This window comes from Brucepastera parasyntrophica, assembly GCF_022376835.1.
In the GTDB taxonomy this organism is placed as follows: Bacteria; Spirochaetota; Spirochaetia; order Treponematales; family Treponemataceae; genus Brucepastera; species Brucepastera parasyntrophica.
In genome coordinates this window covers 962,588-976,778 of sequence record NZ_CP084606.1, presented here as the reverse complement: position 1 = coordinate 976,778, position 14,191 = coordinate 962,588, and the positions used below count along the sequence as shown (strand labels likewise).

At 46.7% G+C, this 14,191-nt stretch carries 12 protein-coding genes and 4 pseudogenes; 12 read left to right on the top strand and 4 right to left on the bottom strand.

From position 1 onward, the window contains the following. Positions 1-87 precede the first annotated feature (87 nt). Positions 88-1,166 (top strand): annotated as a pseudogene (locus tag K7I13_RS04700) (SulP family inorganic anion transporter); the annotation flags it as partial. Then, complete coding sequence (locus tag K7I13_RS04695; RefSeq protein WP_369413725.1) at positions 1,155-1,745, top strand: STAS domain-containing protein; 591 nt, start codon at positions 1,155-1,157, stop codon at positions 1,743-1,745. The pseudogene K7I13_RS04700 and the gene K7I13_RS04695, both read left to right, overlap by 12 nt. Before the next feature lie 2 nt (positions 1,746-1,747). Here the strand turns inward: K7I13_RS04695 and K7I13_RS04690 are convergent, their stop codons facing one another. Both K7I13_RS04690 and K7I13_RS04685 read right to left on the bottom strand, forming a co-directional pair. After that, positions 1,748-2,392: an epoxyqueuosine reductase QueH gene (locus tag K7I13_RS04690; RefSeq protein ID WP_255948391.1), complete on the bottom strand. Its 645-nt coding sequence runs from the start codon at positions 2,390-2,392 to the stop codon at positions 1,748-1,750. 69 nt (positions 2,393-2,461) lie between these two features. Further along, positions 2,462-3,613, bottom strand: a complete 1,152-nt coding sequence (locus K7I13_RS04685; protein WP_255948389.1) for a DHH family phosphoesterase — start codon at positions 3,611-3,613, stop codon at positions 2,462-2,464. A gap of 209 nt (positions 3,614-3,822) precedes the next feature. Here K7I13_RS04685 and K7I13_RS04680 point away from each other — a divergent pair, with 209 nt between their 5' ends. The 7 genes from K7I13_RS04680 to K7I13_RS04650 all read left to right on the top strand — a co-directional run bounded on the left by K7I13_RS04680 (position 3,823) and on the right by K7I13_RS04650 (position 7,882). Then, positions 3,823-3,957, top strand: coding sequence for a hypothetical protein (locus K7I13_RS04680; RefSeq protein WP_255948387.1), 135 nt, complete (start codon positions 3,823-3,825; stop codon positions 3,955-3,957). Positions 3,958-4,055: 98 nt separating this feature from the next. Beyond that, positions 4,056-4,718, top strand: coding sequence for a class I SAM-dependent methyltransferase (locus tag K7I13_RS04675; protein ID WP_369413724.1), 663 nt, complete (start codon positions 4,056-4,058; stop codon positions 4,716-4,718). Between the two features lie 81 nt (positions 4,719-4,799). Continuing rightward, positions 4,800-5,225 (top strand): cytidine deaminase family protein, encoded by a 426-nt coding sequence (locus K7I13_RS04670; protein ID WP_255948385.1) that lies wholly within the window; start codon positions 4,800-4,802, stop codon positions 5,223-5,225. 338 nt (positions 5,226-5,563) lie between these two features. Further along, positions 5,564-6,811: a thiamine pyrophosphate-binding protein gene (locus K7I13_RS04665; protein ID WP_255948383.1), complete on the top strand. Its 1,248-nt coding sequence runs from the start codon at positions 5,564-5,566 to the stop codon at positions 6,809-6,811. Beyond that, positions 6,769-7,275: a thiamine pyrophosphate-dependent enzyme gene (locus K7I13_RS04660; protein WP_255948381.1), complete on the top strand. Its 507-nt coding sequence runs from the start codon at positions 6,769-6,771 to the stop codon at positions 7,273-7,275. The genes K7I13_RS04665 and K7I13_RS04660 overlap by 43 nt, the downstream gene beginning before the upstream one ends. A 95-nt stretch (positions 7,276-7,370) precedes the next feature. Next, the gene (locus tag K7I13_RS04655; protein WP_255948379.1) at positions 7,371-7,649 is read left to right on the top strand and encodes a GTP-binding protein; all 279 of its coding nucleotides are present in this window, start codon (positions 7,371-7,373) and stop codon (positions 7,647-7,649) included. Continuing rightward, entirely contained in the window at positions 7,646-7,882 is a 237-nt protein-coding gene (locus K7I13_RS04650; protein WP_255948373.1) for a P-loop NTPase family protein, read from the top strand. Before K7I13_RS04655 ends, K7I13_RS04650 begins: the two co-directional genes overlap by 4 nt. Before the next feature lie 574 nt (positions 7,883-8,456). On the opposite strand, the gene K7I13_RS04645 is transcribed toward K7I13_RS04650, so the two are convergent. Both K7I13_RS04645 and K7I13_RS04640 read right to left on the bottom strand, forming a co-directional pair. Further along, complete coding sequence (locus K7I13_RS04645) at positions 8,457-9,080, bottom strand: P-II family nitrogen regulator (RefSeq protein WP_255948371.1); 624 nt, start codon at positions 9,078-9,080, stop codon at positions 8,457-8,459. Next, a pseudogene (locus K7I13_RS04640) lies at positions 9,080-10,560 on the bottom strand (DUF1538 domain-containing protein). The gene K7I13_RS04645 and the pseudogene K7I13_RS04640 overlap by 1 nt, the downstream one beginning before the upstream one ends. 54 nt (positions 10,561-10,614) lie before the next feature. On the opposite strand from K7I13_RS04640, the pseudogene K7I13_RS04635 reads away from it, so the two are divergent. The 3 genes and pseudogenes from K7I13_RS04635 (at position 10,615) to K7I13_RS15580 (ending at position 13,848) form a co-directional block, all read left to right on the top strand. Next, a pseudogene (locus tag K7I13_RS04635) lies at positions 10,615-12,038 on the top strand (lyase family protein). Between the two features lie 86 nt (positions 12,039-12,124). Next, a pseudogene (gene guaB, locus K7I13_RS04630) lies at positions 12,125-13,485 on the top strand (IMP dehydrogenase). A gap of 108 nt (positions 13,486-13,593) precedes the next feature. After that, positions 13,594-13,848, top strand: a complete 255-nt coding sequence (locus K7I13_RS15580; RefSeq protein ID WP_369413697.1) for a CDP-alcohol phosphatidyltransferase family protein — start codon at positions 13,594-13,596, stop codon at positions 13,846-13,848. Positions 13,849-14,191: the final 343 nt, after the last annotated feature.

Sequence of the window (14,191 nt, the reverse complement as noted above, 5' to 3'; positions counted from 1 at the left end):
CCTTGTCTTTTTGGATGGGACTGGCCCCATTGACAGTCTGCGCAAAAGCAATCATTATCGGGGTATATCTAGTGTGTTCTGGAAAATATGAAACCTGAATTATTCAAATCATTGAAAGCTTACTCGGTAAAAACCTTTATAAGCGATTTTATTGCGGGGGTTATAGTCGGCATTGTCGCGCTGCCCCTGTCCATTGCTTTTGGTATTGCCAGTGGAGTCAGCCCTGCCCAGGGTATTTTTACCGCTATCATTGCGGGCTTTATTATTTCGGTCTTCGGAGGCTGTTCAGTCCAGATCGGCGGACCGACCGGGGCTTTTGTTGTTCTTGTATACAGTATTGTTCGGCAGTTCGGATATGAGGGACTTGCCGTGGCCGGAATAATGGCGGGAATCTTTCTTGTTGTTTTCGGACTCCTGAAGTTCGGAGTTTTCATCAAATTTATACCATATACGATAGTTACCGGTTTTACGGCGGGAATCGCACTGGTTATCTTTTCCGGTCAGATACCTGATCTTTTCGGGTTGACTGTGCAGGATATACCGGGAGATTTTATCGGAAAACTCGGCGCGTACTGGAATGCCAGAGGAAGCCTCAATCTTTATGCTCTGGCGGTTGCTGTATGCTCAATCCTTGTTATTATTTTCTGGCCCAGAATAAACCGGAAAATCCCCGGCTCACTTATCGCCATTATTCTTGCGACTCTGGTTGTCCAGATTTTCAAAATTCCCGTTGAAACAATAGGGAGCCGGTTCGGATCAATTCCGACGGTTCTTCCCGCTCCCCGGCTTCCCGTATTCAGCCTGGAACTGATCCTGAATGTTCTTCCTTCCGCACTGTCTATAGCTTTGCTTGCCGCAATAGAATCCCTGCTCAGCGCCGTTGTCGCCGATGAAATGACCGGGGATAAACATGACCCGAATATGGAGCTGGTCGCTCAGGGACTTGCCAATATAGCCAGTCCTTTTTTACCGGTATCCCGGCAACAGGCGCTATCGCCCGGACCGCAACAAATATAAAAAACGGCGGCAAAACCCCGGTCTCGGGAATTATTCACGCTGTAACGCTTTTTCTTATAATGGTTCTCTTCGGACGTTTTGTTGTGTATATTCCGATGTCAACTCTTGCCGGCGTTCTTGTCATAGTCGCCTGGAATATGACCGGGTTTTCATCAATAAAATCAATTATGAGGGGACAAAAATCCGATATCATTGTTCTTTTTGCCACTCTCATAATTACTGTTTTTGTCGACCTGACTGTTGCGATCGGAGCCGGTCTTGTTCTTTCTGTGGTCTTTTTCCTCAGAAAAATAATAAAGCTTTCATCAATAAATAAAATGCAGGCTGACGCCCATGAACAGGCCGGGTTCCCCGCCGGAGCGGAAGGGCAGATAGCTCCGGATGTTCTTGATAAAATTCTTGTATATGAAATCGGCGGAGTGCTTTTTTTCGGCACTGTCAGAAAACTGGAAACAATAACAGACCTGTCGGATTCGCCGTATAAAGTACTGATTCTCAGAATGCAGCATACCCTGTATCTTGACGCCGATGGACTGCATGTTCTGGAAGAGGTATATAAAAACTGCAAAAAACGGGACATAACCCTGCTTATTTCAGAAATACATACCCAGCCCTATCTGCTGTTTTTTAAATCGGAGATAATCACGAAAATCGGCATTGATAATGTGTTCGGATCATTTAAGGAGGCATACCGGCGCGCGGTGGAAATCCTGGAGAAAAAAGAATGATATTATCTCCTGCGTTCCGATTCAGCCTGGGAGTAGCTGCAGCCGCAGTAACTCTGACGGTATAAGCCGTAATTTTTCGACAGCTCGATTGAACGCTGGTATCCTCCCTTTTTCTTGAAATCTGACCAGAGCCAGCGAACCCCGAATTTTTTTTCAAGCCCAGAACCTATTGTATTAACCCTTTGGGCGTCCTTGTAAGGACTTGTTGTCAGGGTTGAACAAAAAAAATCGGAATGCAGTTTTTGTGCCATTTCCGCGGTTTTTTTGAGCCGGATTGAATAACAGAACGTGCAGCGTTCGCCGCCTTCCTTTTCCTCTGCAAAAGCTTTCGCCTCCTCGGAATAATCTTCCGGCGTATATAAAGCGTCCACAAACCCGATCGGGTGAACCGAGGGCATTAACGCAAGAAACCGTTCCTGCTCGCCTGCGCGTTTGTTATATTCTTCGGCGCTGTCAATATTGGGATTGTAATAAAAAACAGTTATTCTGAAAAAGCCGGAAAGAGCGGCTATTACCGCGCTGCTGCAGGGCGCGCAGCAGGAATGAAGCAGGAGTGCCGGCGCATTTTCTCCCGTTCTGCCGTCAGCTTCGAGTTCTTTCAGTATGGCTTCCATTTTTTTCTGGTAATCGGGTTTATCAGTCTTCATCAGGATATGCCTTTTCCCTGAGATTCTGAAGCGCTTCAATAATCTTTCTGGTAAAAGCCCTGAGATCGGTCATTTCTTTTTTTGTACCCGGAAAGCTATGGCGCCGGGATGCCCGCCGCCGTCAGTAAGGGAAAGGGTTGCAAGAATGTCCCGCAAATCAATATTGACAACATTTCCGGCTGTGCGTACCCTGAACTGAATCAGATCGGAAATTTCCGGTTTATCATAATAGGCTGCCATCCCGAAAGTCCCCGATTTTTCCGCGAGAAAATCGGTAACGGCTTTTATGGTTTTTATGAACAGCCCCTGATCCATTTCGTCAAATTTACGTGATTCTTCTTCATTCAATACAACATAATGAATATGTTTGGCATATTTATCTTTTTCCAGCAGCTTCAGATAGATTTCCTTTTCATCTTCTGAAACGCCCTGAAGTGTTTTATATATTTCATGAAGCGACGAGTAATTGCCGCTGTTTTTCCGGTAAGTCTTTTTCAGAATTTCCGCGAAATACTGACAGAAGAGATTATAGAAAAATATTTCACGGTTGGATTTCAGAGTGAGGCCGTATTTTGTATCTCCTATCATCCCGGTCAGAATGGAAAGAACCAGATTTCGTGAAAAAAGGTCCCGTATATCATATTTTTCAACTACATCGGGCTTGTTATCCAACTTGCAGCAAAAATGCCCCAGAATCTCGCAGGTGCTGGATGCCCTGGCTACAAAACAGTAGCCTTCATCTCCGCAGTATTCCGCGTCCGCAGCCAGATGGTGATCGAATTCAATTACCCGCGCCCGTTTATTTGTAAGATACGGCATAATGGACGGATTTGAATCGATGTGCGCCGGTTTCGGCGTATCAAGCACACAGATAACATCCGGCTTTGCTGTCAGGATATCATCATTAGAAAATATCTGTATATTGTTATAGGTACAGATTTTTTTCAGATACTCGAGCGTTTCCGGTATCTGGTTCCGAAGATAAAGTGAAGCGTTTTTATTGAATTTGGTAATGATTATACCCATGGATACCATTGAGGCAATGCAGTCCTCGTCCGGTATTTTATGGCCCAGCATCAGGAAAGAATCATTTTCCGTAATGACATGTATAATACTATCAATGGTCCGGTTTTTTTCAGCGATTGTCCTGAAATCGTGTTTCCGGCGTCCGGCATTCTGAGTCTCACTTGATTGTTTAAAAACACCAGTTTCATTTTCCATTGCTTCTATTATATATTATACATAATTTAATAGAATTAACTACTTTTTTTGAATTTTCGGTATTTTATGCCGTTTTTTTATGAAAATATTCCTGAAATTGGTATAATTGTGAAAAGTGCCGCTGCCAGCTGATGCGGACATCCCGGCTTTTAAAAGAGGGGTAATTTCCGCGGCGGAACCGGATAAAAACTTTTATGGAGGGTATCCGTTTGAAAGAAATTGAAGCTAACATGAAGGCCTGGTCTCTTCTGGCGGAAGACCATTATAAGCATTTTAAAAAAAGTCTGCAGGAGCGGGACTCCGTTTTGAGCGGCGTTATTGAAAAAGAACTCGGAGATATATAGTCAAATAATTTAAATTATTTGACTATTTCCGATTGTAAGTGTTTCTGATATAAAAGAATTAGTTAATTCTTTATATCAGAAACTTAAATTAAAGGTGTATATCGGGAAAAACCCTCATCCATCTGCAATGCAACACCGGCGCGGATTCAATTTCACTGGCAAGAAAAGGCGCGGTTGTAACCGGAGTAGACCTGGTCCCGGAAAATATCTTTTATGCGCGGAAAATGGCTGAAGAACTTGGTGTGAAAAATATATCATTTATTGAATGTGATATCATGAAATTAGCGGAAATGCATCAGGAAAAATATGATATTGTTTTTACATCGGAAGGGGCGATAGACTGGCTCCCTGATTTGAAAAAATGGACAAAGACTGTGAAGCAGTTATTACATAAAGGCGGATATTTTTATATACTGGATTCTCATCCGTTTTTCCTGATGTTTGACGAAACGGAACTGCGGAATGAAAAACTGGTACTGAAATATCCCTATTTCCTGAAGAAGCCGGATTACAGTGATGATATCGGAGGATATGCTTCGGAAGCCAAAGCAGGGGAAAACTATTTCTGGATGTACACTATAAGTGAGGTGATAAACTCATTAATAGAAGCCGGGCTGAAAATCGAGTATTTGCATGAATCTGATAAACTGTTTTTTGATCTTGGCGGAATGGCGAACAGCGGGTACGGGGAATATCATTATCCCTTTTTTGATACAAAGATGCCCTTCCAGTTCAGTTTAAAAGCAGCACATAGTGATTGATCCGGGCAAACAGAAAACAGTTCTGTATGGCGCTATGTTTTCAGCGCGGCAGGTTTATTACTATAATACCGGAGAAAAAATATGACGGAAGAAATCGGATTTACGGAATTATATGAAGCCGCAAAAAGGGTTTACAATCCCCGGACAGTATCACCTTTTATCGAAGCGGGTTCCGTATCGGCGGCCCTACTGACAGCCGGAGGAAATATATATACGGGTGTCTGTATTGATACCGCCTGTACGCTCGGAATGTGCGCGGAACGGAATGCGATAGCAAATATGATCACCAACGGGGAAAGCAGCATAATAAAACTGGTCTGTTACTGCGGAGAGGGAAAAACAGGCAGTCCCTGCGGCGCCTGCAGGGAATATCTCATGCAGCTTGACGGAAACAGCGGTGATATGGAGATACTCGCTGACCTTGAAACCATGCGCATTGTCCGGCTTCGGGAACTTATTCCCGAATGGTGGGGTGATGACCGGTTTTCCCTGCAGGAAAAAGCATAAACAGGATATTTTTTCATGCTATAACGGCAAAAAAAACGTCCGGGTGAAAGAAATTTATTGACATTGATGCATATTTATACGTATAATACGAATATGAATACATTATTCAGTCTGCTGGCAGTTCTCGTACTCGTCGTCGTCCTTGGTGATCTCAAAGAGAGGGCTGCTTGTATAATGCAGGTTTGAATTTCGTGTGATAGCGAAAAGCCCTCCGGTCCGGAGGGCTTTTTTTATTCGCTGCGGGGGTTAACACCCCGCTGCTCCGCGGCAATGTATTCCATTTGTACGATGAAAAACTTTTTCCGGAACTTGTTTCCGGAACCGTAAAGGAGAAAAAGATGATTGAAGCAACCGGCGCGCAAATTGCGGTAACCCTGCTGGAACGCCAGGGTATCCATATTGTTTCCGGAATTCCCGGAGGCTCTGTCCTTCCTCTGTATGATGAACTCGCGAAAAGTACTATCCGCCATATACTGGTTCGGCATGAGCAGGGCGGCGGTTTTATCGCCCAGGGAATGGCCCGCTCGACCGGTTATCCCGCTGTCTGTATTGCGACCAGCGGTCCCGGAGCAATGAATCTTTTAACTGCCATTGCGGACGCCCGGGCGGACTCCATTCCGCTTGTTGCAATAACTGGTCAGGTGAATACATCCCTCATTGGAACCGACGCTTTTCAGGAAGTTGATACATTCGGGCTTTCGTTTTCAATAACCAAGCACAGTGTAATGGTGAAGTCGGCAGAAGAGCTTCTGGAAGCAATTCCCCAGGCTTTTACCCTTGCCGCCTCGGGCCGTCCCGGTCCGGTTCTCATTGATATTCCTCGGGATGTCCAGCTCATGACAGCCCGTTTTGAATCCTGGCCCGAGCCGGGAAAGCCTGAAAAAAAGGCGGAGCGCTTCCGAACGGACCCGGGTGAAACCGCGCGCATTCTTGGGGGAGCCGCGGACCTCCTTCTTGACTCCGAAAAACCGGTGCTGTATATCGGCGGCGGCTGCAATTCGCCGGAGGCCGCAAAATATCTGGCTGAGTTTCTGGAAAAAATGCCGCTTCCGGTTACTTCAAGTCTGATGGGGATAGGCGCGGTTTCCTCCGCGTATCCGCTTCACCTGGGGATGGTTGGAATGCATGGGACGGGAGCCGCAAATTACGCTATGCACAATGCCGATGTTATTTTTGCTGCGGGGGCCCGCTTCGATGACCGGGCGACCGGCGTTATCTCCAAATTCTGTCCGAACGCGAAAATCATCCATATTGATATAGACGCCGCCGAAATCAACAAGATCCTTCCGTCCTATTATTCGATTGTAGGAGATATTGAATCATCCCTGCCTGTTATTATCCAGCTTCTTGACGAAGCCCCGCGCAGGGACAGACTGCAGACCAAAACCCTCAGGAATCATTCTTTATGGCTTAACCAGCTGGCCGGAAAAAAGGCGAAGGAAGGGAATATGAAAAAAATGTTCCCGGGACTTTTCTGGCATCCATACCGGCTTTTGCGGAGCAGGCAGGGCTGGACCCCGACTCCATTATTGTGGCGACAGATGTGGGCCAGCACCAGATGTGGACCGCTCAGTATTATCCGGTGAAATATCCGAGGCAGTTTCTTACTTCCGGCTCTCTCGGGACTATGGGGTTTGGTCTGCCTGCCGCAATCGGGGCGGCTCTTATGCATCCGGGAAAACGGGTTATCTGCGTTTCCGGCGACGGGTCCATTCTGATGAATATTCAGGAACTGGCCACGCTTGCCGAATTGGGACTTGATGTAACGGTAATTGTTCTGGATAATGGGGCACTGGGAATGGTCCGCCAGCAGCAGGAACTTATTTTTGCGGAAAATTATTCGGCGTGCATTTTCCAGGGACCGCCTGATCTCCTGAAAGTTGCGGCAGGGTTTGGTATCGTTTCAGTTGATACGGCGGAGCCGGGCTGGGAAAAGATTGCCTTTGGAGAAAAGGGTCCCCGTTTTGTAAGGCACCGGATTCCCATGGAAGAAAATGTGTATCCCTATGTTCCCGCGGGAAAAGCGAATGTCGAAGCCCTCCGGGGATAGTATCCGGGAAAATAACGGCCAGGAGGAATTATGCAGATAACATCTTCGGAATTTATCAAGGGGCTATAAAGCCTGTTGATTATCCCTCCCTGCATTTGCCGGAGTTTGCGTTTTTCGGCCGTTCAAATGTCGGAAAATCTTCCCTGATTAATATGATTGTAAACAGAAAGTCTCTGGTAAAGACCGGCTCGCGTCCCGGTATGACCCGCATGATAAATTTTTTTCTTATCAATAAAATTTTTTGCCTTGCAGATCTCCCGGGCTACGGGTATGCGAGGCGTTCCGCGGCCGAGAATGAGGCCTTTAACCGGATGCTGGCCGAGTACGCAAATACACGTAAAGATTTGAAAGCGCTTTTTTTCTTATTGATATGAGACGCGAACCCGGCCGGACTGAAAAAGAATCCGTGGAATATTTTGAAAGGCTCGGAATAGAAGTTATACTTACGGGAACAAAATCGGACAAGCTGAACAGCAGCGAAAGAAAAAAGGCAATGAAAAACCTGTCCGTTTTTTTTGACCGGCCGGAAGAACTGATCCCGGTAACCTCGTCTTCTAAGAAAGACGGACGTGACGTCCTCCTGAATATCATTTCGTCCAGAATATAGCCTTCTGTACCATCCCCTGAAAACAGTCCAGTCTGTACAGATAATCAGAATATGCGGGGCCTTTAGAGACACAGAAGCTTTTGAAACAAAAACGCGTTTCCGTAAAATTATTGGCGGATTGCGGGGTTTCCCCCACACAAATTATTACCTTCACCGGGCAAGCACCCAGACGCAGGGATTAAAATAAAACGACCTGTGTTTCTGATAGTTCTTTTTGTTCCGCGCTCTTTCTTCCTGATGCAGAATCCTGAAAGGTAAAAAGGTTTTCTGTTGCGGCTGCCCCGCTGAACATGTCCCGTTTATACAAACTGCCGGGTACTGAAACCTGTTTATCAGTAACTTGCGATGCGAAGGAAGAGCATATTAGAAACGGCAGACTGGAAAATAAAACATATCAGCGGGATTGCGGCAGTATAACCGCGCCGGAGAAGCCGCAGATACTCTGCTCTGCGGACTTCCCGGATACGTGCTATGAGAGATTTTATTCGTGACGAGGGTTTAATACCAGAGATATTAAACCCGAGACCAATTCCAGGGGAGAACAAAATACCCTGCCGCTTTTCGGCGGGGTATTTTATTTTTTTTCTTTTTTGTGGCCAAGCTGGGTGTACCTGCCGGCCGGTACCGAGAACATGATTCCGATGCCCGGTGTAGAAAGACATTTCAGGGAAGATATTGCGTCCCTGATTGCCTGGGCCTTATCATTTTCGGCAAGAATAAGGACCTGTTCTTTTTCCGGAACAATGGTAACCCCGAAGAATTTTTCATCTCCCGGTTTACCGGTTCCCCTGGCATTAATAATTGTTCCGCCCTGGGCGCCCGCCTTGCGGGCCGCTTCCATAACATCGTCGGCATAGCCGCGGTTTACGATTACCGATATCATTTCCTGAGTTGCTTCAGTATTCATCAATTCTCCTCCGGTCTGGGTAACAAAGGCGACCCCCTGGTTTTTCTTTTCAAATAACGGGGCGTCACATATAGCTTTAAATATGGTTTCACATTCATTATCATTTACAAGTGTTAAAAGTATATCTTTTTCAATATCCGCCATCATCAGTGCGCGGAGTACCTTTGAATCAATACTGCTTCTTCCGACAAGAATGGTTCCGCCGCGCGCCCCGGCTTTTCTGGCTTCTTCCGCAACCTTCTCTCCGAGTCCGTGATTTACAATGGTGAAAATAAGTTTTGTGTATTCCATCACTTTCCCTCCTTCAGCGCTTTCTTTTCGCGTCTGGCATAAAGCCATCCGAGAATCTGAATGGCTACCAGCGGTGTAACCGCGACCATTGCAATAACACCGAACCCGTCTGTCGCGGGATTTCCTCCGACAGCTCCCGAGGCGCCGAGAGCCAGGGATAATACAAATGTACTTGACATCGGTCCTGAGGCAACACCTCCTGAATCAAAGGCAATCGATGTAAAAAGTTTGGGAGTAACAAAGGTCAGCAGCAGGGCAAGCGCGTAAAATGGTATCAGCAGATACCAGATGCTGAACCTTCCGAGGACCCGCACCATTGAAAGCCCGACGGAAACCGCAACACCGGCCGCGAGCGCGACAAGCAGAACCTTTTTCCGGATATTTCCGCCCGAAACTTCCTCAACCTGCTCGGTTAATACCCAGACGGCCGGTTCGGCGCAGACAACAATTGCCCCAGGACGCAGCCGATCGGTATAAGGATCCAGTTGTAGGAAAGACTGCCCAAAGCCGCGCCAAGGGCCTTTCCGACAGGGATAAAAGCTGTATCGGTCCCCATAAAAAACAGGACAAGACCGACATACGCATATACAAAGCCGACGGCGATACGTTTAACCTGCTGTGGCGGCAGTTTAAGAAGAAATATCTGGTAAACAAGCAGGATCGCGGCCAGCGGGCCCAGGGCTATAAAGACATTCCAGCAGGTGGTGGGGAATACATGGGCATATTCGGCCCACAGGCTCATGTGTGCGGCGGCTTCCGCGGTTTCTCCGATTGACCCTGTTATACCGCTTTTTCCTGTCATGGTAAAACCGAGAATGGTCACCGCAAGTATGGGACCAATCGAGGCTATTCCGGTAAACCCGAAGCTGTCTTCCGCGGCGTTTTTATCGCCGCGGACTGAGGCAACACCAATACCCAATGCAATGATAAAAGGAACTGTCATAGGACCCGTGGTGGCCCCTCCCGAGTCAAAGGCGATGGCAACAAAAACCGGATCAATCCGGGACGCAAGGGCAAAAACAATAAGATATCCGATGATTATTACCAGACGGAACGGGATTTGAAAAAGCACCCGCGCCAGCGCCAGCGCAACAAAAACAGCGACTCCGAGCGCAACCGCCATAACAAGGGTTCTCGCCGGAATTGTTCCTGTCATAGCCTCCGCCTGATTACCGAGAACCAGAAGATCCGGTTCGGCTATGGTAATCAGAAAGCCGATCAGGAACCCCGATCCGAGGATAAGCCAAATCTTTTTTGTTCTGGTGAGCTTGGATCCCATATATGAACCGGCCGGGACAATACCCAAATCGGTTCCCGTCAGAAAAATTGTCAGCCCCGAGATAATCAGGACTGTTCCGGCAATAAAGGCAATAATCAGGTCAGAACCTATAGGCGCGATAGTTGAGCCGAGGATCAGAACAATTGCCGCAATTGGTAATACTGCCGAACACGTTTCTTTTAATTTATGTAGAAGATTCATAGAGACAAAATACTAAGTATTGACAGAAAGTTCAAGATTGTGGCAGAATTATATATGGAAACACGAAGTATTTTTTTAAACATCTCTCCTATTGATCACCGTTATTCATTATCCGAATCAGCCGTTTTTGACCGGATTTCCGCCTTTATATCGGAACAGGCCGCGGTCCTTTCCTGCGCCAGGGCCGAAATAGCCCTTATAAAAGCCCATCTTTCAATCAGGGGGTCATTAACCCCTGAAATGGAAAAAAAACTTGATTCAGTAGCGGGGACAATTGATCCAGCCCTTGTATATGCAGAGGAAGAAAAAAACCACCATAATATCCGCGCGCTGGTAAATGTTCTGAAAACCATGGTTCCCGAAGAAGTCGCCCCCTGGTACATCTCGGGGCAACCAGTGTTGATATACTTGATACCGCGCTTTCCGTCAGGGTCCGCGACTGTGTGCAGCAGGTTATTCTTCCGCTCCTCCGCGAGCTGGAAATTCTGCTTTGTGATATAGCGGGAAGAGAGGCGGAAACCCCGCAAGTCGGCCGGACCCACGGCCAGCACGCGGTGCCGATCACCTTCGGCTTTGCCATAGCGGAATATGTAAGCCGGCTCGGCAAATCTGTTCTTGAAATTGAAAAACGGTCTGAAGACCTGCACGGGAAACTCGCCGGGCCTGTCGGGGCCTATAATGGCCCCAGTATGATTGTCCGGGACCCCGAAGAGCTTGAACGGCGGTATCTTGATTATCTTGGCCTCGCCCCGTCGGAACATTCTACCCAGCTTGTTGAACCGGAATATCTGCTCCGCCTTCTCCTGGAGTGCAACGTGGCTTTCGGCGTCATTGCGAACCTTGCTGATGATTTGCGTAACCTTCAGCGTTCGGAAATCGGGGAAGTTTTCGAATATTTCAGCAGTACCCAGGTCGGGTCCTCAACAATGCCCCAAAAGAGAAACCCGTGGAATTCGGAACATGTAAAAAGCTTATGGAAAGCTTTTGCTCCGAGAGTTATGACTTTCTTTATGGACCAGATTTCCGAACACCAGAGGGATTTAACCAACTCTGCGAGTCAGCGTTTTATTGCTGACTATCTTGCCGGATTTTCTTTTGCCGTGGCCCGCATGAAAAAAATTGTATCGGGATTGCAGGCCGACAGGGAGGGTATGGCGCGGAATCTGGCATCTGCGGGGGGAAAGGTCCCGGGAGGGGTGCTGGCCGAACCGGCCTATATTCTTCTTGCCGAATCCGGTGTTTCCGACGCTCACGAAATTATCCGTACAATTACACTCGATGCGGAAGAAAATAAAATAAGTTTTTTTGAAGCCCTGGAAAAAAACGCCGACGCCTTTTCCAGGATAACCGCCCAGCTTGAGAAACTGGGGATTGCCGATCCCGGCGGTTTTTTTGCCCAGCCGGAACGCTACCGCGGGCTTGCCGCGGAAAAGGCTAAAAGGCTTTCCGAAAAATACAGGAAATTAATGGAGGTATAAAATATGTTTCAAATGGAAGAAACTCTTTCTTATGATGATGTGCTTTTACAGCCCGGTTATTCAGAGGTCCTCCCCGTGAAACCAATGTGGGGACTCTCCTTGTAGGGAATGTAAAACTGAATGTGCCTATTATTTCGGCTGCCATGGATACCGTAACCGAAGAAAAAATGGCAATAGCCCTTGCTCTCGAGGGAGCATCAGGCGTTATTCACCGCAATCTGACGCCTGAAATGCAGGCTGAACAGGTATCAAACGCAAAACGTTATTTAAACTGGATTATTGAATCCCCGGTAACAGTGGAAGACCACCGGACAATCGGTGAGGTAAAACAGCTCATGCAGCGTTACCATGTTTCCGGGCTTCCCGTTATTAATGAAGAAGGAAAACTCGTCGGGATTATTACGGGGCGAGACCTGCGGTTCTGCCGCGATGACGCCCTGCATGTACGTGACGTAATGACCTGCCAAATGGTTATTATGGAAGGCCGGCCTACGGTAGAAGACGCCAGAGGAAAATTCGATAAACATCGTATCGAAAAACTGCCTATTGTGGACAGCAACGGCCGTCTTACCGGCCTGATCACTGTAAAAGATATGGAAAAGCAGGAAATGTTTCCGAACGCCGCGCGTGATAAAAAGGCAGACTGATTGTCGGAGCGGCGGTCAGCAATAATGACTGGTCTGTCCGCCTCCCGCTGCTGACGGAAGCGAAGGTAGACTTTATTGTCCTTGATACGGCTCACGGAGATTCAAAGGGTGTACTCGATGCCGTGCGCGGAATTAAAAAACAGTATCCTGATCTGCCCGTTATAGGCGGAAATGTTGCCACAGCTTCCGGTACAAGAAATCTTATAGAAGCGGGAGTGGACGCGGTCAAGGTCGGGGTCGGCCCCGGTTCAATATGCACCACTCGGGTTGTTTCCGGCGTGGGGGCCGCGCAGTTTTCCGCTGTGTGCAGCTGCGCTGAAGAGGCCGCGAAATCAAATATTCCGGTTATTGCTGACGGCGGCATCAAGTTTTCCGGCGATATATCAAAGGCAATCGGCGCGGGTGCCAATGCCGTTATGATAGGAAACCTTTTTGCCGGTCTGAAGGAAGCCCCGGGCCGTGAAATAATCTTTGACGGACGGATTTATAAGGAATATCGCGGAATGGGAAGTCTCGGCGCAATAAAAGACGGGTCCGGCGACCGGTACGGAATTGCAAAGGATGAAACGCCTGTTCCCGAAGGAATTGAGGGCAGGGTACCCTACAAGGGTGAACTGAAGGAATTCCTTCACCAGCTTGTTTCCGGACTCCGCAAGGGAATGGGGTATTGCGGCTGTAAAACAATAGAAGAAATGAAATCTTACCGGAAGTTTGTCAGAATAACGGCGGCCGGACTGAGGGAAAGCCATATTCATGATGTAACCATAACCCAGGAAGCTCCCAATTATTCCAGAAGATAGTTTTTCTTTTCCGGGCAGTTTCTGCCCGGAAAAAGGCTTCCGGGAATTTTTATTTTCAGCAAAAAAAGAAAAATTGATTCTGTTCCGAATAAACCTGTGTAAATATAAATGAGTATTAAAAATATACCCAACATACTATCCATATCAAGAATAATTATGTCGGTTGCATTATTTGCTGTGAATGGTAATACCGTTTTACTTTTACTGCTTTTGTCATTGATAGGTTTGACTGATATACTGGATGGCTATATTGCAAGAAAATATAACGCCGAATCGCCGCTGGGGGCCAGGCTTGATTCTTTAGGTGATTTTATTTTTTTACCTCAATCGTTTTTTATTTTGCGGTGTTCGATATTGGAATAATTACCTACTATAAATATTTTTTTCTTGCCATATTCGCTATCAGAATCGCGTCGCTTATTGTATGCATCATTAAAAACAAAAAAGTATATTATCTGCATACAATAGGAAATAAAATTATCGGAATAATTATTTTTGTGTCGCTGATTTTATATATAATTTTAAAAACAAAAGAAATATTCTATCCATGTTTTATACTGTCATTGATTAGTTCAATAGAAGAATTGCTGATAATGGTAGTACAAAAGGATCCCGATGAAAATACTAAAAGTATATTTACAATAAAATACGAAAACGAATAAGGATACAGACCTCCTGCCGATTACCCGTATTCGGCTTATACTTG

Excerpts from the sequence above, each read along its gene's own strand:
- K7I13_RS04695 (WP_369413725.1), top strand. The coding sequence starts at position 1,155 with ATGACCGGGTTTTCATCAATAAAATCAATTATGAGGGGACAAAAATCC.
- K7I13_RS04690 (WP_255948391.1), bottom strand. The coding sequence starts at position 2,392 with ATGAAGACTGATAAACCCGATTACCAGAAAAAAATGGAAGCCATACTG.
- K7I13_RS04685 (WP_255948389.1), bottom strand. The coding sequence starts at position 3,613 with ATGGAAAATGAAACTGGTGTTTTTAAACAATCAAGTGAGACTCAGAAT.
- K7I13_RS04670 (WP_255948385.1), top strand. The coding sequence starts at position 4,800 with ATGACGGAAGAAATCGGATTTACGGAATTATATGAAGCCGCAAAAAGG.
- K7I13_RS04665 (WP_255948383.1), top strand. The coding sequence starts at position 5,564 with ATGATTGAAGCAACCGGCGCGCAAATTGCGGTAACCCTGCTGGAACGC.
- K7I13_RS04650 (WP_255948373.1), top strand. The coding sequence starts at position 7,646 with ATGAGACGCGAACCCGGCCGGACTGAAAAAGAATCCGTGGAATATTTT.
- K7I13_RS04645 (WP_255948371.1), bottom strand. The coding sequence starts at position 9,080 with ATGGAATACACAAAACTTATTTTCACCATTGTAAATCACGGACTCGGA.
- K7I13_RS15580 (WP_369413697.1), top strand. The coding sequence starts at position 13,594 with ATGAGTATTAAAAATATACCCAACATACTATCCATATCAAGAATAATT.